Annotated in this window: 22 protein-coding genes and 5 pseudogenes; 23 read left to right on the plus strand and 4 right to left on the minus strand. The window is 30.5% G+C overall.

Features of this window, described 5'->3' with window-relative positions; genetic code table 11:
* The first annotated feature begins 25 nt into the window (after window positions 1-25).
* The 13 genes and pseudogenes from porV to JJC03_RS08155 all read left to right on the plus strand — a co-directional run bounded on the left by porV (window position 26) and on the right by JJC03_RS08155 (window position 11,143).
* Window positions 26-1,215: pseudogene (gene porV, locus JJC03_RS08105) on the plus strand (type IX secretion system outer membrane channel protein PorV).
* Window positions 1,216-1,288: 73 nt separating this feature from the next.
* A complete protein-coding gene (gene cdd, locus JJC03_RS08110; protein ID WP_088399417.1) occupies window positions 1,289-1,771 on the plus strand; it encodes a cytidine deaminase in 483 nt (160 codons plus the stop codon).
* A gap of 167 nt (window positions 1,772-1,938) precedes the next feature.
* The gene (gene pdhA / locus JJC03_RS08115; RefSeq protein WP_088399405.1) at window positions 1,939-2,937 is read left to right on the plus strand and encodes a pyruvate dehydrogenase (acetyl-transferring) E1 component subunit alpha; all 999 of its coding nucleotides are present in this window, start codon (window positions 1,939-1,941) and stop codon (window positions 2,935-2,937) included.
* 6 nt (window positions 2,938-2,943) lie between these two features.
* A pseudogene (locus JJC03_RS08120) lies at window positions 2,944-4,577 on the plus strand (dihydrolipoyl dehydrogenase family protein).
* A 141-nt stretch (window positions 4,578-4,718) separates the two neighbouring features.
* Window positions 4,719-5,606, plus strand: a complete 888-nt coding sequence (locus JJC03_RS08125) for a hypothetical protein (protein ID WP_235874297.1) — start codon at window positions 4,719-4,721, stop codon at window positions 5,604-5,606.
* 38 nt (window positions 5,607-5,644) lie between these two features.
* Window positions 5,645-6,268, plus strand: coding sequence for a S41 family peptidase (locus tag JJC03_RS08130; RefSeq protein WP_258932599.1), 624 nt, complete (start codon window positions 5,645-5,647; stop codon window positions 6,266-6,268).
* Window positions 6,269-6,498: 230 nt separating this feature from the next.
* Window positions 6,499-6,684 (plus strand): annotated as a pseudogene (locus JJC03_RS17640) (peptidase M28); the annotation flags it as partial.
* 122 nt (window positions 6,685-6,806) lie between these two features.
* Window positions 6,807-6,863, plus strand: a complete 57-nt coding sequence (locus tag JJC03_RS17645; protein WP_258932600.1) for a hypothetical protein — start codon at window positions 6,807-6,809, stop codon at window positions 6,861-6,863.
* Window positions 6,860-7,267 (plus strand): M28 family metallopeptidase, encoded by a 408-nt coding sequence (locus JJC03_RS17650; protein WP_258932559.1) that lies wholly within the window; start codon window positions 6,860-6,862, stop codon window positions 7,265-7,267. Before JJC03_RS17645 ends, JJC03_RS17650 begins: the two co-directional genes overlap by 4 nt.
* Window positions 7,257-7,940 carry an SDR family NAD(P)-dependent oxidoreductase gene (locus tag JJC03_RS08140; protein ID WP_088399397.1) on the plus strand — a complete coding sequence of 228 codons (684 nt, stop codon included), beginning with the start codon at window positions 7,257-7,259 and terminating at the stop codon, window positions 7,938-7,940. The genes JJC03_RS17650 and JJC03_RS08140 overlap by 11 nt, the downstream gene beginning before the upstream one ends.
* Window positions 7,941-8,165: 225 nt before the next feature.
* A complete protein-coding gene (locus tag JJC03_RS08145) occupies window positions 8,166-8,765 on the plus strand; it encodes a SprT-like domain-containing protein (RefSeq protein ID WP_060383006.1) in 600 nt (199 codons plus the stop codon).
* A 42-nt stretch (window positions 8,766-8,807) separates the two neighbouring features.
* Window positions 8,808-9,866 (plus strand): mannose-1-phosphate guanylyltransferase, encoded by a 1,059-nt coding sequence (locus tag JJC03_RS08150; protein ID WP_060383005.1) that lies wholly within the window; start codon window positions 8,808-8,810, stop codon window positions 9,864-9,866.
* A gap of 272 nt (window positions 9,867-10,138) precedes the next feature.
* Window positions 10,139-11,143 carry a sphingomyelin phosphodiesterase gene (locus JJC03_RS08155; protein ID WP_088399395.1) on the plus strand — a complete coding sequence of 335 codons (1,005 nt, stop codon included), beginning with the start codon at window positions 10,139-10,141 and terminating at the stop codon, window positions 11,141-11,143.
* Between the two features lie 171 nt (window positions 11,144-11,314).
* On the opposite strand, the gene JJC03_RS08160 is transcribed toward JJC03_RS08155, so the two are convergent.
* The 3 genes from JJC03_RS08160 to JJC03_RS08170 form a co-directional block, all read right to left on the minus strand.
* The gene (locus JJC03_RS08160) at window positions 11,315-12,082 is read right to left on the minus strand and encodes an ABC transporter ATP-binding protein (protein WP_060383003.1); all 768 of its coding nucleotides are present in this window, start codon (window positions 12,080-12,082) and stop codon (window positions 11,315-11,317) included.
* 2 nt (window positions 12,083-12,084) lie between these two features.
* Entirely contained in the window at window positions 12,085-12,834 is a 750-nt protein-coding gene (locus JJC03_RS08165; protein WP_060383002.1) for an MlaE family ABC transporter permease, read from the minus strand.
* Between the two features lie 112 nt (window positions 12,835-12,946).
* On the minus strand, window positions 12,947-13,798 hold the full coding sequence (locus JJC03_RS08170) for a glycosyltransferase family 2 protein (RefSeq protein WP_088445033.1): 852 nt from the start codon (window positions 13,796-13,798) through the stop codon (window positions 12,947-12,949).
* A 132-nt stretch (window positions 13,799-13,930) separates the two neighbouring features.
* On the opposite strand from JJC03_RS08170, the gene JJC03_RS08175 reads away from it, so the two are divergent.
* The 3 genes from JJC03_RS08175 (at window position 13,931) to JJC03_RS08185 (ending at window position 19,120) form a co-directional block, all read left to right on the plus strand.
* Window positions 13,931-14,953 (plus strand): glycosyltransferase family protein, encoded by a 1,023-nt coding sequence (locus JJC03_RS08175; RefSeq protein WP_235874298.1) that lies wholly within the window; start codon window positions 13,931-13,933, stop codon window positions 14,951-14,953.
* Between the two features lie 107 nt (window positions 14,954-15,060).
* Window positions 15,061-15,585, plus strand: a complete 525-nt coding sequence (locus JJC03_RS08180; RefSeq protein WP_235874299.1) for a hypothetical protein — start codon at window positions 15,061-15,063, stop codon at window positions 15,583-15,585.
* A complete protein-coding gene (locus tag JJC03_RS08185; RefSeq protein ID WP_235874300.1) occupies window positions 15,554-19,120 on the plus strand; it encodes a LamG-like jellyroll fold domain-containing protein in 3,567 nt (1,188 codons plus the stop codon). The genes JJC03_RS08180 and JJC03_RS08185 overlap by 32 nt, the downstream gene beginning before the upstream one ends.
* A gap of 96 nt (window positions 19,121-19,216) precedes the next feature.
* On the opposite strand, the pseudogene alaS reads toward JJC03_RS08185, so the two are convergent.
* Window positions 19,217-21,855, minus strand: a pseudogene (gene alaS, locus JJC03_RS08190) (alanine--tRNA ligase).
* A 303-nt stretch (window positions 21,856-22,158) separates the two neighbouring features.
* Here alaS and JJC03_RS08195 point away from each other — a divergent pair.
* The 7 genes and pseudogenes from JJC03_RS08195 to JJC03_RS08225 all read left to right on the plus strand — a co-directional run bounded on the left by JJC03_RS08195 (window position 22,159) and on the right by JJC03_RS08225 (window position 26,954).
* Window positions 22,159-23,139, plus strand: coding sequence for a M23 family metallopeptidase (locus tag JJC03_RS08195; protein ID WP_060382997.1), 981 nt, complete (start codon window positions 22,159-22,161; stop codon window positions 23,137-23,139).
* Window positions 23,140-23,173: 34 nt separating this feature from the next.
* A complete protein-coding gene (locus tag JJC03_RS08200) occupies window positions 23,174-23,506 on the plus strand; it encodes a MerR family transcriptional regulator (RefSeq protein ID WP_060382996.1) in 333 nt (110 codons plus the stop codon).
* 66 nt (window positions 23,507-23,572) lie between these two features.
* Window positions 23,573-23,782 (plus strand): hypothetical protein, encoded by a 210-nt coding sequence (locus JJC03_RS08205; protein ID WP_235874301.1) that lies wholly within the window; start codon window positions 23,573-23,575, stop codon window positions 23,780-23,782.
* Window positions 23,783-23,787: 5 nt separating this feature from the next.
* Complete coding sequence (locus JJC03_RS08210; RefSeq protein WP_235874302.1) at window positions 23,788-24,438, plus strand: LemA family protein; 651 nt, start codon at window positions 23,788-23,790, stop codon at window positions 24,436-24,438.
* The gene (locus JJC03_RS08215) at window positions 24,401-24,838 is read left to right on the plus strand and encodes a TPM domain-containing protein (protein WP_060382993.1); all 438 of its coding nucleotides are present in this window, start codon (window positions 24,401-24,403) and stop codon (window positions 24,836-24,838) included. Before JJC03_RS08210 ends, JJC03_RS08215 begins: the two co-directional genes overlap by 38 nt.
* A gap of 1 nt (window position 24,839) precedes the next feature.
* Window positions 24,840-25,639, plus strand: a pseudogene (locus tag JJC03_RS08220) (TPM domain-containing protein).
* A 688-nt stretch (window positions 25,640-26,327) separates the two neighbouring features.
* Entirely contained in the window at window positions 26,328-26,954 is a 627-nt protein-coding gene (locus tag JJC03_RS08225; protein ID WP_309597771.1) for an aminotransferase class IV, read from the plus strand.
* The last annotated feature ends 35 nt before the right edge of the window (window positions 26,955-26,989 follow it).

The following is a 26,989-nucleotide window of genomic DNA, read 5'->3' on the forward strand; positions in this document are numbered from 1 at the left end:
ATTTGTAAACATTTTATTTGTTCCAATGAAGAAAGTTAGTTTAATATTAATCGGGATTTTTACTGGAGTGAGTGCATTTGCTCAGTTTCAGAGTGATAACAGAGTGATAACTACTGCAGTGCCATTTTTGCAGATAGCTGCTGATGCGAGAGCCGCATCTATGGGAGATATGGGGGTAGCAACTTCACCTGATGCTTTTTCACAACAATATAATCCTGCTAAGTATGCTTTTTCGTTAAAAAAGCAAGGAGTCTCTTTAAGTTATACACCTTATTTGACTGAGTTAGTGAATGATATGTCTTTAGGGCAACTTACTTATTTTAATAGATTTAATGAAAGAAGTGCTTTTGGTGTTGGATTTCGTTATTTTGGATTAGGTCAAATTGAATTAAGAAATGAGATAGGAGTTCAAACAGGAAGCGTTAATCCTAATGAGTTAGCGTTAGATGGATCTTATTCATTACAATTGAGTGATAGGTTTTCAATGGGTGTTGCAGGAAGATATATTCGCTCTAATCTAAAAATTCCTACAAGTACAAATGATGCTAAATCAGCACAAACTTTTGCAGTAGATGTGGCAGGATACTATGAATCATCTGAAATTGCTTATGATAAATTTAATGGTAGATGGAGAGCTGGTTTTAATATCCAGAATATGGGACCTAAGATTTCATATGATTCAGATGTAGAACGTAGTTCTAACTTTTTACCAGCTAATTTACGTTTAGGAGGAGGGTTTGATTTTATTTTTGATGACTATAATAAGTTAACTACTACTTTAGAATTTAATAAATTATTAGTGCCAACACCTAAAACGGCTATTGATGGTAATGGAAATGGAATTTTAGATCCTTCAGAGCAACAAACTTATCGTGATGCTGTTAATCAATATAATAGTACTGGTTGGGTTTCAGGTATGTTTAAATCTTTTGGTGATGCACCAGGAGGTTTTAGCGAAGAACTTAAAGAAACTACTTGGGCAGCAGGATTAGAATATTGGTATCAAGACTCTTTTGCTTTTAGAGGGGGGTACTTTAATGAAAGTGCTATAAAAGGAGCTAGAAAATTTGCTACAATAGGAGCAGGTTTCAAATATTCGTCGTTAAAAGTTGATGTTTCCTATTTATTCTCAATGTCTAACGTAAAAATCCATTAGAAAACACATTGCGTTTTTCATTGACTATTAATTTTGGTGATGATTACGATAAATATTAAAAAAATAAATTATTAATTATGAATCCAAATTTCAGTAAAATGAAATTTGGATTTTTTTCCCTTAACATTTATGATGAGAGAAATTAAAATTGACACAAAACTGAGTATTTATAATTCAGTGGCTGAGTTATCGGAGGAAGTGAAAACATTAATGCAAAAAGCCATTGAAGCTCGAATACAGGCATATGCCCCTTATTCTAAATTTAATGTTGGAGCTGCTCTTTTATTAGATAATGGACAAATTATAACAGGATCTAACCAAGAAAATGCAGCTTATCCTTCTGGTTTATGTGCTGAAAGGGTTGCTATTTTTTATGCGGGTGCTCAGTATCCGAATGCTAAAATTTTAAAAATGGCTATTACAGCAGGTTCTACTTTATCAGTGACAGATAAACCTATACCTCCGTGTGGAGCTTGTAGACAATCTATTTTTGAATATGAGTATAAACAAGAAGAATCTATTGAAATTTATTTTATGGGTGAAACAGGAGAAGTGTATAAATCAGATTCTATACAAAATCTATTACCACTTACTTTTGATAAAAAATTCTTATGATTTAAAAATTACCTATTAAATTTTAGTACTTACTAGGAAAGTTATACTTTTGCAGTGCATAAAATGATTTTAAAATCAATTTGTGTACTAATTAGAAAAAAATATGCTTTAGTTATTAGCTTATTAGGCTAATGAATGTATAATTATAAAGCAAATAGAAGCTAGATATGAAACCAATTACAAAAGAAGTCTACCTTAAGTGGTACGAAGACATGCAGTTCTGGAGAAAGTTTGAAGATAAACTTGCTGCCTTGTATATTCAACAAAAAGTTAGAGGATTTTTGCATTTATATAATGGACAAGAAGCAGTATTAGCAGGCGCTTTGCATGCTATGGATTTGTCTAAAGATAAAATGATTACAGCATATCGTAATCATGCACAGCCAATAGGTATGGGTACAGATCCTCGTAAAGTAATGGCTGAGTTATTAGGAAAAGTGACTGGAACATCTAAAGGGATGGGAGGCTCTATGCACATTTTTGATAAGGAACATGGCTTTTATGGAGGTCACGGTATTGTGGGAGCTCAAATACCAGTAGGTGCAGGTATTGCTTTTGCAGATAAGTATTTTGGACGTGATGGAGTTACATTAACTTATTTTGGTGATGGAGCAGCACGTCAAGGATCTTTGCATGAAGCCTTTAATATGGCAATGAATTGGAAATTACCAGTAGTTTTTATTGTTGAAAACAATGGGTATGCTATGGGAACGTCTGTGGAAAGAACTGCAAATCATACAGATATTTGGAAATTAGGATTAGGATATGAAATGCCTTGTGGTCCAGTAGATGGTATGAATCCTGTGAAAGTAGCAGAAGCTATGCACGAAGCAATTGATAGAGCACGTCGTGGAGATGGACCTACTTTCTTAGAAATGAAAACATATCGTTATAGAGGACATTCAATGTCTGATGCACAATTGTATAGAACAAAAGAAGAAGTAGAAGAATATAAAAAGATAGACCCTATTATTCAAGTTTTAGATATAATTAAGGCAGAAGGATATGCTACAGAAGCCGAAATTGAAGTGATTGATCAACGTGTAGCAGATTTAGTTGCTGAGTGCGAAAAATTTGCAGAAGAATCACCATTCCCAACAGTTGAACAGTTATACGATGTAGTATACGAACAAGAAAATTATCCATTTTTACCTCATAAATTATAAAGAAATATGGCGATAGTAGTTACCATGCCTCGTTTGAGCGATACCATGACCGAAGGGACTGTGGCAACATGGCTTAAAAAAGTGGGAGATAAAATTAAAGAAGGAGATATATTGGCTGAAATTGAAACAGATAAAGCCACTATGGAGTTTGAATCTTTTAATTCAGGGGTATTATTACATATAGGAATTGAAGCAGGTCAAACAGCTCCCATAGATTCATTATTAGCAATTATCGGTCAAGAAGGGGAAGATATTTCTGCCTTATTAAATGGAAGTATTTCTAATAATGAAATACCAACAACTACAGAAGTGAAAGTAGAATCACCTGTAGTAAATGTTGCGGCTGAAATACCAGCAGGAGTAAAAGTGGTTACTATGCCTCGTTTAAGTGATACCATGACAACAGGTACGGTAGCAAGTTGGTTAAAGAATGTTGGAGATACCGTAAAAGAAGGAGATATTTTAGCTGAAATAGAAACGGATAAAGCTACTATGGAATTTGAATCATTCAATTCAGGTACTTTATTATACATAGGTCTTAAAGCGGGAGATTCAGCTCCAGTGGATAGTATTTTAGCAATTTTAGGTCCAGCAGGAACAGATGTTTCAGCCGTTCTGGCTAATTTCTCAGTTGAAGGTACAGTTGACGCTCCTAAAACAGAGGTAATTGTTGAATCAAAAGTAGAACCTGTTTCATTAAGTACTCAAGTAGAAATTTTAAACACAATTGGAAGGATTTTTGCTTCTCCTTTAGCTAAAAAAATAGCACAAGAAAAAGGAATTAATTTAACTAATGTAAAAGGTACAGGAGAAAATGGACGTATTACTAAAGCAGATGTTGAAAGATATAATCCTTTAGTAGATCAAGTTCCTGTAGTTACTACTACTAATGTAGCTGACCCAGTAGTTGAAGCTGTAACAGCTGTAGCAGCAGTAAAACCTTTTGTACCAGCAGGCGAAGTATATCAAGAAGAAGTGAAAAACTCGCAAATGCGTAAAGTAATTGCAAAACGTTTATCAGAATCTAAATTTACGGCACCTCATTATTATTTAACAATCGAATTGGATATGGATAATGCAATGGCATCTAGATCCATGATTAATAATTTGCCTAATACCAAAGTTTCATTTAATGATATGGTAATTAAAGCTTCAGCTATGGCATTAAAAAAACACCCACAGGTAAATTCACAATGGAGAGAAGAGGCTATGATCTTAAATCATCATGTGAATATTGGTGTTGCAGTAGCTGTAGAAGATGGTTTAGTAGTTCCAGTCTTGAAATTTGCTGATCAGATGACTTTATCTCAAATAGGAACATCAGTAAAAGATATGGCAGGAAGAGCAAAAGTAAAAAAATATTGCCTAGTGAAATGGAAGGAAGTACTTTCACTATTTCTAACTTAGGTATGTTTGGTATTCAATCTTTTACTTCTATTATTAATCAACCTAATTCAGCCATTTTATCAGTTGGAGCTATTATTGAAAAACCAGTTGTTAAAAATGGACAAATTGTAATAGGTAATACTATGACAGTTACTTTAGCATGTGATCATAGAACAGTAGATGGTGCTACAGGAGCTCAGTTTTTACAGACTTTCAAAGCTTATATGGAAAATCCAGTGACGATGTTAGCTTAAGAATTATAAATAATAATAAATTAAAATCCCGAGAGTTGAAAAACATTCGGGATTTTTTTATTTAAAGATATAACCTATAAAAAGGTATTCAAAAAAGAAATAGATTGTATCATAATTCACTGTAAATAATACTGCTATAAAATGGTTAAAAAGATAAAAAATCTAATTTTAGGATTAATATTTATATTATTTCAAAATTGTCAATCTGTACAAAAAATAAATCAACATATAGATACGCCTTTGTCTGTAAAAAAAATACATAAGGATATAGATTTTGTACAGTATAAATTATTTAAACTTCATCCATCTTTAGATTTGTATATTTCCTCAAAAGATTTGAAATTTAAATTTGATAGTTTAAAACGTTCTATTAAAGAACCTTTAAAGCCTAATGAATTTTATTTAGGAATTAGTAAAGTGGTAGCAAGTGTAAGACAAGGTCATACAATTATACAACCTTTATATAAACAAATTGACTCAAATAAATTAAAAGTCTTAAAAAAGAGAGGAGTTTATCCATTATCGTTATTTAGTTTTTCTTATATAAATAATGAATTAATTATTACACAAAATTATTCTAAAGATCCTACTATAAAAGTAGGAACTGTTGTTAAAAGCATTCAAGGAATAACACCTCAATTTTTATTTACCAAATATGCAGGAACTGAAGCTTCTGATGGTTATAATCAGACGTATTATAATCGAGCCTTTGCTAATAAAGTTGTTCATTATTTTAAATTAGAAAAGATAGTTACAGATAGTATACAAGTAGATCTTTTATATAAAGACAGTGTATATAAAAAACTCTTAACAAGAGTTGCATTAACAAAGGGATTTAAAAAAGAAATTGCAAAAAAGCCTATAGATTCGATAAAAAAAGTTTCTAAAAGACAAAAAGAGGCTAAGTTGTTAAAAGAAAGGCAATTGGAGATAAAAAAAACAATTTTTGGATATGATGAAATAAAAAAGAATTTACAAGACAATTACTTTATCCAGCAAAAGACTCTTCATTTGCCGTATTACGTATAAAAAAGTTTGTTGGAGGGAAACAGTTAAAGGCTTATCAAATTCTATTTAAGGAAATTAATACTAAAAAAATAAATACCTTAGTACTTGATTTACGGAATAATGGAGGGGGAAGCATAGAAGAAATTCAGAATTTATTTACGTATATTAGTCCCGATTTTGTGAATTTTGTCGATACACTAAAAGTGACAAATCGAACAAGTTTGACAACCAATATGTTTCGTAACGTTCCAAAAGGAATTCTTATTTCATTAGGACCTATAATAGTTCCATATGCTATTAGAAATTTATTTTCGATAAAAAAATCACCCAGAGGGTTTTATTATCAAAAATCAAAATTAACTAATAGATTACAACCAAAGGATAATAATTATCAAGGGAAATTATATGTACTTATAGATGGAGGAAGTTTTTCGGCATCTAGTGTTCTTTCAGCCAATTTACAAAACATAAAAAGAGGCATATTTGTAGGAGAAGAAACAGGAGGGGCTTTTAATAGTACAGTAGCAGGAACACTCCCTGTTTTAACATTGCCCTATTCTAAGTTAAAATTTAGAGTAGGTATGATGGAAATAGGAGTAATTAAAAAATCGCCTATAAAAGGAAGAGGTGTGATGCCTGAAATTATTTTAAGTCCTAAAAAGAAGACTATCAGAATCATTTAGATGTAGAATTACAATGGATTGCAAATAAAGAAGGACAAGTTTTAAAATAATTGGATAATATGAATGTATATAAATTAATAGCCATATTGTTAGTTAGCTCCTTTATTAATCTGAGTGCTCAACAAACAGAAAGTCAAAAAAATAGAAGAATTGAAAGAACATTACAATTTTTAACTTCAGATGTAAATAAAGGACGAGAACCAGGTACTCCTGAAATGGAAAGAGTAATGATGTTTTTAGAAAATCAATTTAAAGAGAATCAAGTAAAACCATTCTATAAGACCTATAGAGATAGATTGTCTGATTATCATAAGCCAGCTTATAATATCGTTGGAGTTGTACAAGGAAATGATTCTATTTTGAAAAATGAATATGTAGTTATTGGTGCTCATTATGATCATATAGGTAATGCTACAGAAGTAGAAGGTGATATAATAGCTAATGGAGCGAATGATAATGCAGTTGGTACTACAGCCGTGTTAGAAATGATAAACTATTTTTCAGAAAAAAAAATAACAAACGATCTATTATTTTTGCTTTGTTTACAGCAGAAGAAAAAGGATTGTTAGGATCACGTCATTTAGCAAAAAAATGAAAAATGCAGGAATTGATATTTATTTTATGTTCAATTTTGAAATGATAGGAGTTCCTATGAATAAGAAAGAAATGTTAGTTTATATGACTGGTATTACGAAATCAAATATGGCTAAAAAAATGAATGAATATGCTGGTGAAAAATGGGTAGGTTATCTTCCTGTTGAAAGTAGATATCAACTTTTTAAAGCATCAGATAATTATCCTTTTTACGAAGAGTATCATATTCCAGCACATACCATCTCTACTTTTGATTTTGAAAACTATAAATTTTACCATCATGTAAAAGATGAATTTGAAAAAATGGATATACCTCATATTCAAAAAGTAACCGAAAAGACTAAAATTATACTTGAAAAAATGATTAATGCAGCTACAAAAGAAATTAAGTTAGATGAAAAATAAAAATATTATAATAACAGGAACTTCTAGGGGAATAGGCTATGAGTTAGCATTGCAATTTGCTAATGCGGGACACCAAGTATTAGCTATTTCACGTAAAACACAGCAGACTTTAATAGATAATAAAAACATTACCTGTTTAGCCCTTGATTTAGCTGTTGAAGAAGAATTAAGACAAGTTGAAAATTTTTTAGAAAAATCATGGAAACAAGTAGATATCATAATTCATAATGCAGGAAGTTTATTACATAAACCCTTTGAACAAATTACTTCAGCTCAATTTGAAAATGTTTACAAAGTAAACGTTTTTGGAGTTGCTGCATTAACTCGTATTTGTATTCCTTATCTTAAAAAAGGAAGCCATGTTATAACCATTAGTTCTATGGGAGGAATACAAGGAAGTCTGAAATTTCCAGGACTTTCAGCCTATAGTTCAAGTAAAGGAGCAGTTATCACTTTGTCTGAATTATTAGCAGAAGAATACAAAGAAAAAGGAATTGCTTTTAATGTTCTTGCTTTAGGAGCGGTACAAACTGAAATGTTACAAGAAGCTTTCCCTGGTTACCAAGCTCCTATTAATGCATCTGAAATGGCAAACTATATTTTTGATTTTTCTTTAAATGGAAATAAATATTATAATGGAAAAGTTTTACAAGTGTCATCTACTACACCTTAAAAAGAATATAAAAGAGGAGATGATCTTTATTGTGAACCTAATAAAGTTTTAACGAAAACGAGTCTTTAACAAGATAGAACATAATTAAAAAGAGAAGTTAATAACAGAAAAAAATCAGTTGTTTGAAAGAATTTAATAACTGAAAGAGTAGAGTTCGGATTATAAAATTTATATGAAAGTTATAGTAAAATTAAATTTTAATCTAAAAAGCAAGAATGATAAGTAATGCAAGAAGTTCTCTATAAATACTTGCCTGAACATTCTGTTCCTTTATGTTTTGAATTAATCAAAACGAATCATGTACATTTAAAAATTGTAAATGAAAGGGTAACCCGTCATGGAGATTATAGACGAGAAAGTAATGGTAGACATATTATAACAGTTAATTATTCTCAAAATGAATATCGTTTTCTAATTACACTTATTCATGAGATAGCCCATTTAGTTGCATTTGAAAAATATGGGCGAAATATAAAACCTCATGGAGAAGAGTGGAAGCATACATTTCAAAAATTGATGGTTCCTTTTATTCGTCCAGAAATATTTCCTCCTTCATTATTATCATTAATAGCAAGGCATTTTCGTAATCCAAAAGCCAGTAGCGATACTGATGCTACCCTAGCTTTAGCGCTCAAACAATTTGATCCAGAAAATGATAAACATTATGTGTTTGAAATTCCTTTTGGAAGTCTGTTTAGAATTCATAATGGTAAAATTTTTAAAAAAATAGCCCTTCGTACAAAACGCTTTGAATGCTTAGAGTTAAGTACTGGAAAAACTTATTTGTTTAACCCCAATGCTGAAGTGGAGTTGTTGCCAAATTAATTTTAATCTTTGTAACTTCGCACTTTGTTACTTTTAAAACCTATGAACAAAAATTATTACGCAATTATAATGGCTGGTGGAGTTGGTTCTCGTTTTTGGCCTGTATCTACTGTAGAATTTCCTAAACAGTTTCATGATATGTTAGGAACAGGTGAAACTCTTATTCAAAAAACGTTTTCAAGGCTTTCACAAATTATACCTAAGGAAAATATTTTGATACTAACTAATGAAAGTTATAATGACATAGTTTTAGAACAATTACCTGGAGTTAAGCAGGAGCAAGTTGTTTTAGAGCCTGCCATGCGTAATACAGCACCTTGTATTTTATATGCGACTCTTAAAATAAAAAAAGAAAATCCTAATGCAGTAGTTGTTGTAGCACCATCTGATCATTGGATTGAAGATGAAGTTCAATTCTGTGCTAATTTACAACATGCCTTTGATTTTTGTGAACGTGATGAAAACTTAATGACTTTAGGTATTTTACCTACATTCCCTAATACAGGTTATGGGTATATTGAGTATGATAAATTAGATTCACGACCGATAAAAAAGGTTAAGCAATTTAGAGAAAAACCAGATTATGCAACAGCTCGTAAGTTTATACAAAGTAGAAATTTCTTATGGAATGCAGGTATTTTTGTCTGGAGCGTAAAAAGTGTTTTAAAAGCATTTGAAGAATTTCAACCTACTATGTACACCCATTTTATGAATGGATATGAAATGTATAATACTGAAAAAGAAGCAGCTTTTATTTTGAATAATTATCCATTAGCTCAAAATATTTCTGTAGATTATGCTATTTTAGAAAAAGCACAAAATGTATTTGTTTTACCTGCCACTTTTGATTGGAATGATTTAGGAACTTGGGGATCATTATATGATAAACTTCCTAAAGATGAACAAGATAATGCAGTTGTAAATGCTACTGTATATCTAGAAAATGCAAATAATAATATTATTCGTACAGAAGGAAAAAAACTGGTAGTAATAGACGGATTAAAAGATTATATAGTAGTAGACAAAGATGATGTGTTATTAATATATCCTAAAAATAAAGAGCAGGATATAAAAACTGTAGTAGCAAATTTACCTTCTTAAAAAACATACTTATTTATAAAGAGGTTGTCTGAAAAATTAAAAGTTGGTCTTAATCTTTGATGGACTACACCGTATGGTTTTGTATTTTTAGACAGCCTTCTTTATTTTTTATATTTTATAAAATTCCTTTATAAAAAACACTTACCTTTTCTTAAAATGTTATTGTTTACTTAATATGTGAATAAATTATTTAAACATTTATATAATAATAGATAAATTTAAATTAAGAATTTCCTAATCTAAGTCATATAGTTTTGTTCAAAAATTAAAACATGAAAAAACTATTATTTTTATTAGGTCTTCTAGGCATCGTATCTTGCTCAGATGAAAATGTATTTTTACTTGAAAACTCTGAAATGCCAGCCCAAAGGCTTATTAGCTCTTCTGAAACATTTTCTGTAATGAGTTATAATGTGTATCAAATACCCAGTGTTTTAGCTCAATATAAGAGTAAAGAGAGAGCCATTGAATTACAAAAGTATATCTCAAATTTAGGAAATGAAACTCCTGATGTTTTAGTCATTCAAGAAGGTTTTAATGCTCGTTTTAGCGATGATTTTTTAGCTAAAATAAAAACGGTTTATCCCTATATGACTTCTTTATTAGGTCTTTATTGTACAAGTAGTAAAGGAACTCTTTTATATCCTAATGATTGGGATGGTTATTATGGGGATTGTGGTAATACGCTTTTTCATATTAATGGAGGAGTTATTATCCTAAGTAAATATCCTATTCTAAAAAAATATCAATTAGTATTTAAAAATAGAATTAATTCACCAGAAGGATTAACCAATAGAGGGGTAGTATATGCTATAGTTCAAAAAAATGGAAAAAAATATCATATAATGGGAACTCATACTGCTTCTGAACAACCTGGTTTTCCTGGTAGACTAACACGTGAAAAGCAATTTGAAGAAATGAAAGATTTTAAAGAATCTTTTAAAATTCCTAATTCAGAACCTGTTATTTATGCAGGAGATATGAATGTAGAATATACCTTGACTGATGAGTATCAAAAGATGAAGGCAATCTTAAATGGTATAAATAATTATTCTTTTAATCCACTAACAGATAGAGGTACCTATTCTAACCAAAATACAGTAGTAAGATACCAAGGATTTAAAGATTATAACAATACATTAGATTACATACTATTAGACAAAAACCATAAACAACCTGATTATATAACACCAACCAGTCGTTTTAATGCTCAATATTTTGGAGGAGATATTTCAGATCATGATCCCGTATATACAAGATTTATATTTACCTATTAATTTCTTATCGTTGTGTGTTTAGAGAAAGAGGCTGTCCGAAAAGTTTATAACCATCTTTTAAATTTTAAGTGGTTTTAATAATAACTATTCTTTTGAGCTAAATTATTTAATTTTCCTTTATCGATTAAACTCAAAAATAAAATTATACTTTTCGGACCCCTTTTTCCTATTTTAAAGCTCTTCTTTTAATACAGCTTCTCTAACTTTTTTAAATAATTCAGAAGAATAAACAAAATCAGTAACGGCTTCATTATCTGTTTTAAAAATTTGAGTTTTATCTCCTTCCCATGCTTTTAGACCATTTTTAAGGAATACAATTTTATCTCCTATTTCCATTACAGAGTTCATATCATGGGTGTTAATAACAGTTGTAATATTATATTCTTTTGTGATTTCTTGAATAAGATTATCGATTACAATAGCTGTTTTAGGATCAAGTCCAGAATTAGGCTCATCACAAAATAAATATTTAGGGTTGTTAACGATAGCACGAGCAATAGCAACACGTTTTTGCATACCTCCTGATATTTCACTTGGTTTTTTATGGTGAGCATTCACAAGTTTTACACGCTCTATTACAAAATCTACCCGTTCTTTAATTTCTTTTTTTGATTTATTTGAAAACATTTTAAGTGGGAACCCTATGTTTTCTTCGACAGTCATGGAGTCAAACAAAGCACTTCCTTGAAAAACCATCCCAATCTCGGTACGTAAATCCCGACGATCATTATCACTCATTTCCTCATAAATACGACCATCAAAAGAAATTGTTCCACTGTCTACTTTATGGATTCCTAAAAGCGATTTAAGAAATACTGTTTTTCCTGATCCAGACTGACCAATAATTAAATTTGTCTTCCCTGCTTCTAGTGTTGTACTGATTCCTTTTAAGACCATTTGATCACCAAATGATTTCTTAACATTATTGACTTCTATCATGATTAGTTCGTTAAAAGAAGTTGAGTTAAAATATAATTACATAAAATAATGACTACAGAAGTCCATACAAAAGATACAGTACTTGCTTTACCTACTTCTAGAGCACCTCCTTTCATATAGTAACCATGAAATGAAGGTATGGTAGCTAATAAAAAAGCAAAAACAAAGGTTTTAATGAAAGCATATACTACATGAAAAGATATAAATTCAGCCTGTAAACCAGACATGAATTCATCTGCTGTCGCAAATCCTCCGTACACAGCAGCAAGCCATCCTCCAAATATTCCTAAAAACATACTTAAGCCAATAACAAAAGGGTATAGCAATAAAGCTATTAGCTTTGGGAAAACTAAGTAGTTTAAAGAATTAACGCCCATTACTTCTAACGCATCAATTTGTTCCGTAACACGCATCGTACCAATACTAGAGGTAATAAAAGATCCCATTTTACCAGCCATAATGATAGAGATAAAAGTAGGTGCAAATTCAAGAATAACGGATTGTCTTGTAGCAAAACCAATTAAATATTTAGGAATTAATGGGTTTGTAAGATTTAAAGCAGTCTGGATAGAAACCACTCCTCCTACGAAAAATGAGATGAAAGATACGATTCCCAAAGAATCAAATATTAAATCATCTATTTCTTTAAAAATTAAATTTTCCATAACCGACCATTTGGTAGGTTTTTTGAAGATCTCTCGTAGCATTAAGAAGTATCTTCCTATTTGAGATAAGTATCTTACTAACATCATAAAGTAGTGCTCAGTTTACAGTTTTAGCATTTGGTTAAGTAAACGAAGGGGTAAAAATAATATTTTTTAATCATTCTTTTTAAGAACAATCGTTAATTACTGTTTACTTAAACTATTTAAAAAGTTTTTCTTTCATTTTTTTCCAACGATAAGCCCTTACAAATTGGGCTTGTTCAGAAGTTACCAGCATAGGTTTCTTTTCTATTTTAGCTTTCCAAAAACCTTTAATATAATCTAAAAACAAAAGAGCTTTACCTTTGCGCGTGGCTAACTTTAAAGAGGCAATTGCCGTGATTAAAAAACCATAGCCTAAACTGTAAAAAGCCTCCCCTTGTTTATAGCGTGATGCCTTATTATAATTAGCCCCCGTGGGCTTTAAATGTTTGACATGTAGTGATTCATCAGTTACTACTTTCCAATTATAGAACTTACAAAGTAATTCATCTACAGTATCCCAACCCATAGCCGGTTTTAATCCGCCTATTTGTTTAAAAGTTTCTTTTCTATAAGCTTTAAAAGCACCACGTATATGGTCTTTATCTGTTAAATTTTCTAAAATCCAATCACCATTTTTCTCTATGTAGGCAAATCCTCCAGCCATACCTATCTCAGGATCACTTTTAAAATGATTGAGTATAGTTTCGAAATAATTAGTAGGAAAAATTAAATCTGAATCACCTTTTACCATAATATCGTATTCCTCATCTAACGTATTCAATCCTGTTTGAAACGCTTGAATTACTTTGCTTCCAGGTAAATGAATAGCGTCTGATTTTTTTTCAACTAAGGAGATCCAAGGGTGTTTTTGAATATAAGAAAGAACAATTTCTCCCGTTTTGTCAGTAGAGTTATCATTAACTATTACTACTTTTTTAGGCAATATTGTTTGATTAACGAGTGATTCTAAAGTTAAACTAATGAACTTTTCTTCGTTATGGGCAGGTATGACAATGTAATATTTCATTTTTTATAAATAGTATGCAAATATCTTTATTTTTGTGATAAATATGAACAACTTTATCCGACTTTTAAGTGGCTCTATACACTCTTTAAATCGAAAGAACCTTAAAACTTTGTTTAACCCTACAGAATAGATTTGAAAAAGAAAATTGCTTTTATAGAAATGGAAACCCATTCAGCTTTGCTTGAACAATGGTACTTGTTAGTTACAGAAATGAAACATATAGATTTTCATTTTTTTGTTTGTAAAAAAGTATATGACAAATTAACAGCTATTCCAGAACAATATTTGACAATAATTAATTCTGTTGCTCAAACAAATTTTTATTCTTATGACGGGGTAGTGGTTAATACTATGCATCGAAATTATGATGATTATAAAAAACTTTTTGAAGAAAAAACAGTTTTATGTTTAGTTCATAATATCAATTTTAGTCTTTTTTTTAGAAACATCTCTTGGAAAAATATTTATAAAGACAAAGAAAAACTAACCTACTTTTTAAAACTATATTGGAAAGAAAAGATAGCTACTAAGCGAAAAATCATTACTAAAGCTAAAAAGTTAGGTGTAATTTCTAGTTCTGCTTTAAAAACTATAAAAGAACAAGGATTATTTTTAGATAAAGCAGAGTTAATTCAATTAAATTATTGTAAAGAATTTATACTTCCAAAAGAAGAAGTTATTCAAATTGTAATGCCAGGAAATGTATCTAATAAACGTAAAGATGTAGATATGATTTTTAGGATACTTAGAAAATTACAACCTAAATCAAAACTTCATTTTACCTTTTTAGGTAAACCAGAAAATAATATAGTTTTAAAAGAATTACAAACTTTAAAAAAAGATTCACATTCTAATATATCAATTACACATTATCATCAGTTTATTCCTTGGGAAGAATATAGCCGAGTTATTTCAAAGGCACATATATTACTTTGTCCCATAAAACAAGCTACCTCTTTTTATTGGGTTGATGAGGTATATGGTCAAACAAAAGTAAGTGGTGCTGAAGCAGATTGTATTTATAATGGAAAAATAGGACTATTTCCCAAAAGTTATCCCAAAATGGATTGGCATAACTTATTTTATAATGATGAAAATGAACTTTTAGAAATTTTGCAGGAAATATCTGTAAAAAGATTAAAAAAGAATATTTAGAGCTTGAAAAACTATATTTTAAGTATGATAAAGAGTTAGTTGTCAGAAATCTAGAGGATTTTTTTATACATTTGGTAGCAACTACAAATGATGAATAATCTATATTTATGAACAAAAAGTACTTATTGCTAAGTGTATTACTTAGTTGTTATGTTGTTTTTGCCCAGCAAACTCAAAAATTAAACAAAAAGAATGAAGAAAATGAAGATTTTGAATATGAAGTAAAGCATAAGAAACAGTTTTGGTTTTCTCAGTTAAAAGAAGGAAGTAACTATTTTGATGTGAAACAAAATTATGATAAATATTTTGGTAAACATAAATGGGAAGAAAGTAAGACACGAAATATTGGTGAAGATTGGTTAAAATCAAAATTGTATTACCTTGATAATAATGGAATAGTTCAGCCAGAGCCTATTTTAAATAAATTACCTATTATTAGTACTAATTTTGCAATTTCATCAACTAATCAAGTAGGAACTTGGAAATTAATAGGCCCTGTCAATAGTGCAACTACAGGATATTCAGGAAGAGGAAATCACGGGGGATATGTTTACTTAAATAGAATAGATCCTACAAATTCTCAAAAAATGTTTGTTTCCTTTGTTACAGGGGGGGCTATGGGTAACCAATGATGGAGGTATTAATTGGACATTAACAGATAGTAGTTTTGAAGATGTTGCTTATAACGATATTGATGTCTGTAATGCTTCTTCACAACGTGTTTATGCCTTAAATTCAAAACGATTACTAAAATCAGTTGACGGTGGATTAAATTGGACTTCCACTACTATGACTTCTGCTAATTATTCAGGGACATCTTATGATATTGCAGCTTCTACAACAAATCCAGATATCGTAATAACAAGATGGGGGACCTCTCTTTATAGGACTATAGATGGAGGTACTACATGGAATTCTGTACAAACAGGTCTCTCTAATTATTCTATTTGGGATTGTTCAATTCATGGTGAAATGTTAGAATGGGATTCAAATAATCCTAATAATGTATATTTTGTAAATCTTTCAAACGGAAATAATTTTTCTCTTTATCGTTCTACTAATCAAGGAGCAAATTTTTCTGTTTTACAAAATATTACTTTAGATTCATCAGCTAATGGACAAGTTATTGGTTGGTGTAAGATTTTTACACCTAAAAACAATTTAAATTCAATTTATGTTGCTGTAGGAACAGGTAATTCTGCTTATGCTCATAATGCTGTTCATTTATATAAAATTAATAAAACTACAGGAGTTATTGAATTATCACGTATTAATATTGCTACAGGTGTAGGAGATCCTTATGCCCATGCTCCCGTTTTACATCATGGAGATATTCAAATGGATAGAACGGATGAGAATAAAATTATTTATGGCAGTTATGGAAATAATAAAATTCATTATTCTAATGATAATGGAGTAAGTTTTACCGTACAAAATGGAGCTACACACACTGATTTAAGGGCTACGGATTTTGTGAATGGAATCATATTACTTGGTAGCGATGGTGAAGCTGTAACATCAACTGATTTTGGAACTACATTAAGAACTGTTACTAATAGTATCAGTAATCATGAATTATGGGGATTTGGCAGTGCTTTTAAGAGTAATTTAGTAGCATCAGGTAATAATCATGGTCCTGTAATGATTAAAGAAACGTACAATGGATTTGATTGGTACAATGGTTCAGGAGCAGACCAAGGAAATACAGATGTAAATCCATTAGATGATAGGTATATTTATAGTAATGGATATAGTAATTATAGATATTTTAGAACAGGACCTCATACTTTAATTAATGAATCTAATTACCTAGATAACGGTGGAATCTATAGTTATTTTAATCAAATGGAATTTCATCCTAATAAGTATTATACACTTATAACCCATCATGCAGGACAGTATCCTAATGGAAACCCTAATTTAGCAACATGGAAAAATTCTTTAATAAAAACAGAAGATAATGGAGCAAGTGTAAGGATAATTAAGACTTTTACTAATCAGGTTTTTAGAGAAAAAATATCAGTTAAAAACTCTAATACAATGATTGTAGTAGAAGGATTGTCTAATAATAAATTATGGAAAACAACGGATGATGGTTTAACATGGACTAATATTACACCTAGCTTAACTGCTACTATAAATCAAACCAATATTTCAGATATTGCTATAGGTGACGAAAATCCAAATGAAATTTGGGTTACGTACAGTGGAGTACAAACTGCTTGCAAAATTGTAAAATCAATAGATGGAGGTGTTACTTGGATGAATTTAACAAACTCTATTTTAACAAGTTCGCCAATTACTAAGATCATTTATCAAAGAGGTTCAAATGGAGGAGTATATGTGGCTAATAAAGCAGGTGTTTTTTATCGCAATAATACAATGTCTAATTGGGCCATCTTAGGAAACGGATTGCCAACGTGTGAAATTCGTTTTATGCACATTAACTATAATGAAAATAAACTGAAAATAGGTACATCACGCGGTGCTTTTGAACATGATTTATATGAAATAAGTCCTCCAAACGCCTTAATTTCAGTTAATACAAATAAAATAAGTTGTGGAGCAGTAGAAACTCTCAAATTCAAAGACTATTCCGTTATAAGAAATGCTTCTGCAACTTGGCAATGGAACTTTCCTGGAGGTACACCGTCAACGTCTAATGAAGAAAACCCAGTTGTTTCTTATGCAGGAGCACCTAACGGGTTTTATAATGTTACATTAACTATCACAGATGCTTACGGAACCAGTACACAAACTTTGCCTAACTTTATTGAAGTTAATAATGTTTGTGGGACATCAAATCCTGATAAAATTCCAGGAAATTCAGTTAATCTAACTGGAAATACAAATGCTGATTACGTTTTAGTTGATAATTTAAATCTTAATAAAAACGCTTTTACTTTTTCTTGTTGGATAAAACCTAATGGTATTCAACCTGATTATAGCGCTATTTTTATGTCACAAAATGATCCAAATGCCTTTGGATTAAACTTTTTAGGAGGAAATAACTCAATAGGATTTCATCCTACCTGGAGTTGGAACTCAGGTTTACAAGCTCCTGCCGGACAATGGTCTTATGTAGCATTAGTTAGTAATGGTACCAATGTAAAGATTTATGTTAATGGAAAAGAAAGTGTGGTAAATACAGCTATGTCTTTAGAAAACTTTACTCAATTATTTTTAGGAACGTACGGAAGAGGAAGATCTGATCGTTATACAAATATGGAAATGGATGAAGTTTGTATTTGGAATAGGGCTTTAACTATAGATGAAATTCGTAAATGGAGGCATTTAACTAAAAGTATTTCGGGAGATCCAATTCTTACAGGATTAGTAGCTTATTATCAGTTTAATGAATCTGTAGGAAATATTACACTTAATAAAAATAATTCAAATAAATATGCTACTTATAAAGGGAGTGGTTATTCACGATCTATCTCTAAAGCTTCAATATTTGAGGGAGTTAGTGAAAAAATAAATGTAAATTCAGCAGGAATTAAAGATTTTACCTCTACAGGATTAACACTTGAATTTGCTTCAGGAACTTATCCTAATGGAGATGTTTGGGTTTCAAAAGGAAATATTAATCCAGATGAATTGCCTTCTATTGGTACAAATTATAACTTTTATACAATTGTAAATAATTATGGGATAAATACCGTGTTTACTCCTCTTAAATCAATATCATTTTACGGAATAAATAGTTTTACTCAGGATATGAATCCAATGAATTATAAACTTTTTAAACGAGGAAGTAATGATTTTGGAAATACGTGGGGAAGTCATATAGATATTGCAGACAGTATTTCAGGTTCAGGATTAGATACAAAATTAAAATTTGATTCAGGATTAAATATAACTAGTTTTAGTCAATTTGTAATAGGTAGTGATACCGCTTTAAAAGCGGATGAAGTATCCTTAATTAAAAATATAAGTATTTACCCCAATCCAATCAAGATAGGTCAAATATTAAATCTAGTGTTGCCAACTGATTTAAAAGAAAAAGTTTCTTTTAGTATATATGAAATGAATGGTGCTAAAATTATTGATTCAGAGTTGAATTTAAATGAAAATAAAATTTTACTAAATATTCCTCAAGGACTCTATTTAGGAATTATACACAGTCAAAAATATCAACAGACCTTTAAATTAATTGTGAAATAAATTCATATATAGTACTGGTGTATTATTAATAAATAGAGGGGCTTTAAAAGCCCCTCTATTTGTTAATAATTATATAATCGTACAGATTTTTATACCTTATTTATCTATAAACTCTACTGCCTTTTCTAAGGCCTCTTTAATTCCAGCTACATATTTTCCTCCAGCAGTAGCAAAGAAAGGCTGTCCGCCGCCGCCGCCTTGAATATGTTTTCCTAATTCGCGAACGACCTGGCTGGCATTTAAATTTTTAGTTTCTACTAATTCTTTAGAAATGTAGCAAGTTAACATAGGTTTGTCTTCGTTAACAGTAGCTAATACAACGAATAAATTATTTTTATTTTGTCCTAATTCGTAAGCTAAATCTTTCGCCCCATTTGCATCTAAATCAACTTGAGAAGCTAAGAAATCAATTTCATTGATCGTTTGTATTTGAGAAGCTAATTCTGCTTTTAGATTTTTGGTTTTTTCTTTTAATAATTGTTCTATTTGTTTTTTTAATTTAGTGTTTTCATCTTGTAATGAAACTACTGATTTAATTATATCTTGTGGGTTTTTTAATAACTCTTTTACCTCTGTCATTACATTTTCTTGTTTAGCAAAAAAAGCTTTCACTGCATTATTTGTAATCGCCTCCACACGACGAATACCTGCTGCTACAGCACTTTCAGAAACAATTTTAAAATACCAAATATCTGCTGTGTTTTTTACGTGAATTCCTCCGCATAATTCCATGCTTTGACCAAATTTGATAGCGCGAACGTTATCTCCATACTTTTCGCCAAATAATGCCATAGCACCTTCTTCAATTGCTTGTGTAAAAGGAATACTTCTTCTTTCAATTAAAGGTAATTGTTCTTGAATACGCGCATTTACAAAATCTTCTACTTGTTTTAACTCTTCATCTGTTACTTTAGAGAAATGTGAAAAGTCAAAACGTAAATAATTAGGTGATACTAATGACCCTTTTTGCTCTACATGTGTTCCTAAAACACTGCGTAACGCCTGATGTAGCAAGTGTGTAGCTGAGTGGTTGCTTGCGCACAAATCACGTAAATCTGTATTTACTTTTGCTTGGAAAGTAGCATTTATATTTTCGGGTAAACGTTTTGCAAAATGTAAAATTAAGTTATTTTCTTTTTAGTATCAATGATTTCAATAGACTCGTTAGCTGAAATTAAAGTTCCTTTATCACCTACTTGTCCACCTCCTTCAGGGTAAAAAGGGGTATTGTCTAAAACAATTTGGTATAAAATACCATCTTTCTTAGAATCTACTTTGCGGATACGGGTAATTTTTACTTCGTTTTCCGTTTGATCATAACCAACAAATGTTTCCACATTTCCATCAACTAAAACATTCCAGTCCTCTGTTGAAATTTCAGAAGCAGCACGTGAACGTGCTTTTTGTTTTTCTAATTCTGCTTCAAATTCCTCTTCATTGTATGAATATCCTTTTTCTTTTAAAATTAAAGCGGTTAAATCTTTAGGGAATCCAAAAGTATCATATAATTCAAATACTTTTTCGCCTTTTACTTCATTTCCAGCTGTTTCAGTAACCACCTTTTCTAATAATTGTAATCCTTGTTCTAATGTGCGTAAGAAAGAAGCTTCTTCTTCACGGATTACTTGTGTTACTAAATTTTGTTGCGCTTTTATTTCTGGGAAAAATTCCCCCATCTGATTAGCTAAAACCCCTACTAATTCATTAATAAATGGTTCTTTTTTGTTTAAGAAAGTAAAACCGTAACGAATAGCACGACGTAAAATACGACGGATTACATAACCAGCTCCCGTATTAGATGGTAACTGACCATCTGCAATAGCAAATGCTACTGCACGAACGTGGTCTACAATTACACGAATAGCAATATTAATTTTGTTTTGCTCCTCTGTAATATCTTTAATTTCGTTATTAGTATATTTTAAACCCGTAATTAGACTTACTTTTTCAATTAATGGAGTAAAAACATCTGTGTCATAATTAGATGTTACGCCTTGCATAGCCATACATAAACGTTCAAATCCCATTCCCGTATCTACGTGTTGTGCAGGTAATTTTTCCAAGCTTTTATCCGCTTTACGGTTGAATTCCATGAATACATTATTCCAAATTTCTACTACTTGTGGATCATCTTGATTTACTAGATCTCTACCAGAAACTTTAGATCGTTCTTCATCACTACGTAAATCTATATGAATTTCAGAGCAAGGACCGCAAGGACCTTGATCCCCCATTTCCCAAAAATTATCTTTCTTGTTTCCTAAAATAATTCGGTCTTCGGCTACATATTGTTTCCAAATATCAAATGCTTCTTGATCAAAAGGTACATTTTCTTCAGGATTACCTTCAAAAACAGAAACATATAAGCGGTCTTTGTCTAATTTTAAAACTTCAGTTAAGAATTCCCAAGCCCAAGCTAGTGCTTCTTTCTTAAAATAATCACCAAATGACCAGTTCCCTAACATTTCAAACATTGTATGGTGGTAAGTGTCAAAACCAACATCTTCTAAATCATTGTGTTTTCCAGAAACACGAAGACATTTTTGTGTATCGGCTATACGAGGACTTTTAGGCGTTCCATTACCTAAGAAAAATTCTTTAAACTGTGCCATTCCTGAATTATTAAACATCAAGGTAGGGTCATCTTTTAACACGATTGGTGCAGAAGGCACAATTAAATGATCTTTGCTTTTAAAAAAATCTAAATACGCTTTGCGAATGTCTTGTGATTTCATTAATCTTTTGTTTAAAAGTTTAAAGTTTAAAAGTTTAAAGTGTTTACTCTAAATCTTGTTTAAACTAAAAAAATATCTTTAAAAATTTCTATTTTTCTTTTTAGTCCTGATGACGTTCTTCTTATAACTTCCTTCAAGAAGTAGCTAACGACAGCGGAATAAATGATACGAAAGACTGAAATAATAATACTTCAAAAAAAGGATCTGTTTATATTAATTTTTGAAACATTTTTTCTAGATTATTCGTATAATAATTGTTACTTTGTCATAACGAGTGCAAAAATAGGATTTTTAATTAAAATTATGTCGAAAAAAGTTAAGTATTACTACGACACAGAGAGTCTAGCTTACAGAAAAATAAAACCAAAAAAAGGAAGAAAAGTAGGAGTTGGAATATTATTTTTATTTGCTTCTATGCTTTTTGGATTTTTGTTTTTCTTTTTAATATCAGATTTAGGATATTTTAGTACACCTAAAGACAAAATGCAGGCTAGAGAGTTAGAAAATTTAAAGTTAAACTATGTTATCCTTAATAAAAAAATTGATCAGCTAAATGAAGTACTAGCTAGTATAGAAGAACGGGATAATAATATATATAAGGTTTATTTTAATATGGCAAGTCCTGGTGAAACAAATGAGGATAAGAAAATTATCTCCAAAGTGCGTTTCAAGAATTTACTTGCTATGAACAATGAACAATTAATAGTAAGTACAGAAACAAGGCTTTCCGGTCTTTCAAAAAGTTTAGTTGATCAATCAAAATCGTTAGATAAAATTTTGTCTTTAGCTAAATCTAAAGATCGTTTTCTAGGATCAATTCCTGCTATACAACCTGTTAAAAATGAGCAGTTAAAACGTATGGCTTCTGGTTTTGGTTACCGAAGTGACCCCTTTACAAAAGCAAGAAAAATGCACAAAGGAATGGACTTTACGGCTCCAACAGGGACCCCTGTATTTGCTACTGGAGACGGAGTAGTACGTAGAGCTGATGCGGGAGCTTCTGGTTTTGGAAATCATATTGTTATTAATCATGGATTTGGATATGAAACCTTATATGCACACTTGAGTCGCTATAATTGTAGACCAGGTAGAAGAGTAAAAAGAGGCGATATAATTGGTTTTGTAGGAAGTACAGGACGTAGTCAAGCGCCTCATTTACATTATGAAGTCCATAAAAACGGAAGTGTAGTAAATCCTATTAACTTTTATTACGGAAATATTTCGGCTGTTGAGTATACCGCTATTGCTAAAATGGCAACACAAGAGAATCAGTCATTTGACTAATTTTTTACCGTTTAGTTAACAGAATATTGAAAAAATGAATATAAACCTTCCTGAAAATAAACGTTACTATACTATGGGTGAAGTAGCTACAGCTTTTGGCGTAAATCAATCCCTTATTCGTTTTTGGGATAAAGAATTTGATGTCTTAAGACCTAAGAAAAATGCTAAAGGGAACAGGTTGTTTACTCCTGAAGATATAAAAAACCTAGAGTTAATTTATCATTTAGTAAAAGAAAGAGGTTTTACCTTAGAAGGAGCAAAAATTCATCTGAAAGAAGGACAAAAAACAGCTTTAGATAAATTAGCCATCATTCATAAATTAGAATCTATAAAACAACAATTATTAAGTATAAAAAATGCTTTGTAATTGAAACTAGATAAAAGATGTAACAACGAATGCTTTGTTTCGACTAACTGTTTAAAATAGTTACGTATGAAAAAACTATATTATATTTATCTAGTGTTAGCAGTCCTTGTGTTGTTTAGTTTAATTAATAAAATAGCACAAGGTTCGTCAGAATATATGATTTTCAATTTTAAAACAAACGAATATGTTTATTTAGTATGGAAATTATTTCTAGTAGGAGGTTTATTTTTCCTTTTTATACAAAACGAAAACCAGATTCTAAAAATTAAATTTTAACAACTATGAGAAGATTTTTGCCTTGGATTATTATTGGAGTATTAATTTTAATTGGATACTCATATTTTAAAGGAATTAACAACACAGCAGTAGCGTTAGATCAAAATGTAAAAGAGGCTTGGGGTAATGTACAAACTTCTTATCAACGTCGTAATGATTTGATTGGTAATTTAGTTAATACCGTAAAAGGAGCTGCTGATTTTGAAAAAGGAACTTTAACGGCAGTTATGGAGGCTCGTTCGAAAGCCACACAAATAACGGTTGATCCCACAAATATTACCCCTGAACAGTTAACACAGTTTAATCAAGCGCAAAGTGGTGTTTCTTCTGCATTATCTCGTTTATTAGTTACAGTAGAACAGTACCCACAATTAAAAGCAAATGAAAATTTCCTAAAATTACAAGATGAGCTTACCAGTACTGAAAATACAATTCAAACGGCAAGAACTCGTTTTAATGAAGCTATAAAACCTTATAATAATCACGTAAGTATATTTCCTAATAGTATTTTTACTGGTTGGTTTGGCTTTAAAGAAAAACCGTATTTTGATGCAGAACCACAAGCACAAAATGCTCCAAAAGTAGATTTTAATTTTGATGATAAAGCGGAAAAAAATAATGTCAACCGTAGAAGATTTCTTGTCAAAAACAGATGAAGAAGCTATCGTAGAAGCTATCCGATCAGCTGAATCATTAACCTCTGGTGAGATCCGGGTACATATAGAAAAAAACACTTCTTTAGTAGCCTTAGAACGCGCTAAAGAGGTGTTTTATTTTTTAAAAATGGATCAGACCCAATTACGTAACGGAGTACTACTATACATAGCAGTAGAATCTAAAACATTTGCTATTTATGGAGATCAAGGTATAAATAATGCAGTGTCAGCAGACTTTTGGGAAAGTACCCGTGATACAATCCTGCAAGAATTTAAACAAGGAAATTTTAAGCAAGGATTGATTCAAGGTATTTTGAAAGCAGGAATACAGTTACAAAAACATTTTCCGTGGATTGAAACAGATAAAAATGAATTACCTGATACTATATCTAAAGGTTAAAATGAAAAATATCAAACCTCAAATAAAAAAATATACACTAGGATTATTCCTATTTGTCCTACTACATTTTGTTAGCTTTTCTTGGGCACAATTTGATATTCCTCCCAAACCAAAAAATCAAACCAGTGTTTACGATTATGCTAAAATATTATCAAATAGCGAAAGTAAAAAGGTGGAAGAAAAATTAATTAAGTATTCAGATTCTACGAGTACTCAAATAATATTTATTTCTATTGAAACACTTAAAGGAGAAAATATAGGTTTATTAGCACCTCGATGGGCACATACTTGGGGAATTGGAGATGCGAAGAAAGATAATGGAGTTATTTTGCTACTCGCTAAAAAGAACGAAAAATTTGGATTTCGCCAGGTTATGGGGTTGAAGATCGTTTAACAGCAGGTGTGACAGGTGAAATTGTTCGTAATTACATAATACCTCAATTTAAAAAAGGTAATTATTATGCAGGAGTTGATGAAGGGACAGATGCTATTATTCAAGCTTTAAAAGGTAAATTCAAAGCAGAACAAAAGAAAGAAGAAGGAATTGATATAGAAGGTGTCCTCTTATTCTTATTTATTGTAATCGTACTTCTTATTATCATTTCTAAAAGTAAAGGAAATGGGAATAATCACGGGGGAGGTGGAGGATTAGATTTAGGAGATATCATTATTTTGAGCCGTATGGGACGCGGTGGGAGTAGTTGGTCTTCAGGAGAAACTAGTTGGGGAGATAGCGGTGGCTTTGGAGGCGGCTTTGGAGGCGGCGGTTTTTCAGGAGGCGGAGCAGGAGGCGATTGGTAAATAACCTTCTTGATTTTCAGTAGTTTTCTGAATGTTTTTTAGATAACATATTGTATTGTATTTATTTTTTTATAAATTTGTGCGCAACAAAGAAAAGAATGAAAAATTTTAATAACATTATTACTGTCATTATTATCACTATTATTTATACAATAGGGACAGGGGGTGTTATGTATCTATAATAAAATTTAAATATAAAAATATAACAAAAAGCCTCCTTTTACAAGGAGGCTTTTTTATTTATAAATTACAAAAATTACAAAAATGAAAACAGGTTTTAATAAGCAGAAAATGCGACAATGGGATTTATCTTTAAATCATATAATACATTACACTTCTTCTACTTCTTCTATTATTTTCTCAATAGTCTACATCTATATTATTAGCTAGTCTTTTTAGTTAAATATTTTTAATAAAATCTCTTTTACCTGATAGATAAATCTATTGGGGCGGTATTTTATTTGTTAAAAAAATAGTAAAAATGTTTTTTGTTTTAAAAAAACAAAAAGTTTAACATCATAAAAATAATTAGTGAAAAGCCTTTATTTACAATAGATTACCCCGTGTAATACCTTTTTAAAGCATTGTAAATAATATTTTTTCATCATTTATAAAAAAACATCTAACCATACATTCGTGATTGAAATAAAATATTACAAAACAATTTAAAAAAATAATTCTATATATTATGACAACAGCATCAGAAACCTTTGCTCCAACTAATAACTTATACTACAATGAAAACCATATTTTATATTTAAATGGTGAATTCTTAAAGTCAGAAAAAACGTTTTCAGATCTATATGGTCAAACTCTACACTATGGCTATGGTGTATTTGAAGGAATAAGAGCTTACAACACTCCTAATGGTACAAAAATTTTTAAATCAGATGAACACTATGAACGCCTTAAGAAATCTAGTGAATTAATTAATATACCTTTTGAATTTGATAGTAAAGAATTAACCCAAAAGACTTATGAGTTATTAGAACGTAACAATTTTACAGATGCTTATATACGACCTCTAGTTTTTTGTAGTCCTAATATGGGATTAAGTACCCCTAATCAAGTTTCATTAATGATATGTGCTTGGGAGTGGGGAGCTTATTTAGGTGAAAAAAGATTAAATCTAGGAGTTTCATCATTTTGTAGACCTCATCCACGATCAACAAAAATAGAAGCAAAAGTTTGTGGGCATTATGTAAATTCAATATTAGCATCTTCAGAAGCTAAAGCTAAAGGATTTGATGAAGCTTTATTATTAGATAGTGATGGTTTTTTAGCTGAAGGACCAGGAGCAAATTTATTTTTTTGAAAAAGATAGAAAGTTATTCACACCTCAATTAGGAA

It is taken from the genome of Flavobacterium oreochromis (assembly GCF_019565455.1).
Classification (GTDB): Bacteria; Bacteroidota; Bacteroidia; order Flavobacteriales; family Flavobacteriaceae; genus Flavobacterium; species Flavobacterium oreochromis.

What these genes read in the sequence shown, in the direction of transcription:
- cdd (WP_088399417.1), top strand. Translation starts at nt 1,289, where the DNA reads ATGAGAGAAATTAAAATTGACACAAAACTGAGTATTTATAATTCAGTG.
- pdhA (WP_088399405.1), top strand. Translation starts at nt 1,939, where the DNA reads ATGAAACCAATTACAAAAGAAGTCTACCTTAAGTGGTACGAAGACATG.
- JJC03_RS08125 (WP_235874297.1), top strand. Translation starts at nt 4,719, where the DNA reads ATGGTTAAAAAGATAAAAAATCTAATTTTAGGATTAATATTTATATTA.
- JJC03_RS17650 (WP_258932559.1), top strand. Translation starts at nt 6,860, where the DNA reads ATGAAAAATGCAGGAATTGATATTTATTTTATGTTCAATTTTGAAATG.
- JJC03_RS08140 (WP_088399397.1), top strand. Translation starts at nt 7,257, where the DNA reads ATGAAAAATAAAAATATTATAATAACAGGAACTTCTAGGGGAATAGGC.
- JJC03_RS08145 (WP_060383006.1), top strand. Translation starts at nt 8,166, where the DNA reads ATGCAAGAAGTTCTCTATAAATACTTGCCTGAACATTCTGTTCCTTTA.
- JJC03_RS08150 (WP_060383005.1), top strand. Translation starts at nt 8,808, where the DNA reads ATGAACAAAAATTATTACGCAATTATAATGGCTGGTGGAGTTGGTTCT.
- JJC03_RS08155 (WP_088399395.1), top strand. Translation starts at nt 10,139, where the DNA reads ATGAAAAAACTATTATTTTTATTAGGTCTTCTAGGCATCGTATCTTGC.
- JJC03_RS08160 (WP_060383003.1), bottom strand. Translation starts at nt 12,082, where the DNA reads ATGATAGAAGTCAATAATGTTAAGAAATCATTTGGTGATCAAATGGTC.
- JJC03_RS08165 (WP_060383002.1), bottom strand. Translation starts at nt 12,834, where the DNA reads ATGATGTTAGTAAGATACTTATCTCAAATAGGAAGATACTTCTTAATG.
- JJC03_RS08170 (WP_088445033.1), bottom strand. Translation starts at nt 13,798, where the DNA reads ATGAAATATTACATTGTCATACCTGCCCATAACGAAGAAAAGTTCATT.
- JJC03_RS08180 (WP_235874299.1), top strand. Translation starts at nt 15,061, where the DNA reads ATGAACAAAAAGTACTTATTGCTAAGTGTATTACTTAGTTGTTATGTT.
- JJC03_RS08195 (WP_060382997.1), top strand. Translation starts at nt 22,159, where the DNA reads ATGTCGAAAAAAGTTAAGTATTACTACGACACAGAGAGTCTAGCTTAC.
- JJC03_RS08200 (WP_060382996.1), top strand. Translation starts at nt 23,174, where the DNA reads ATGAATATAAACCTTCCTGAAAATAAACGTTACTATACTATGGGTGAA.
- JJC03_RS08205 (WP_235874301.1), top strand. Translation starts at nt 23,573, where the DNA reads ATGAAAAAACTATATTATATTTATCTAGTGTTAGCAGTCCTTGTGTTG.
- JJC03_RS08210 (WP_235874302.1), top strand. Translation starts at nt 23,788, where the DNA reads ATGAGAAGATTTTTGCCTTGGATTATTATTGGAGTATTAATTTTAATT.
- JJC03_RS08215 (WP_060382993.1), top strand. Translation starts at nt 24,401, where the DNA reads ATGTCAACCGTAGAAGATTTCTTGTCAAAAACAGATGAAGAAGCTATC.
- JJC03_RS08225 (WP_309597771.1), top strand. Translation starts at nt 26,328, where the DNA reads ATGACAACAGCATCAGAAACCTTTGCTCCAACTAATAACTTATACTAC.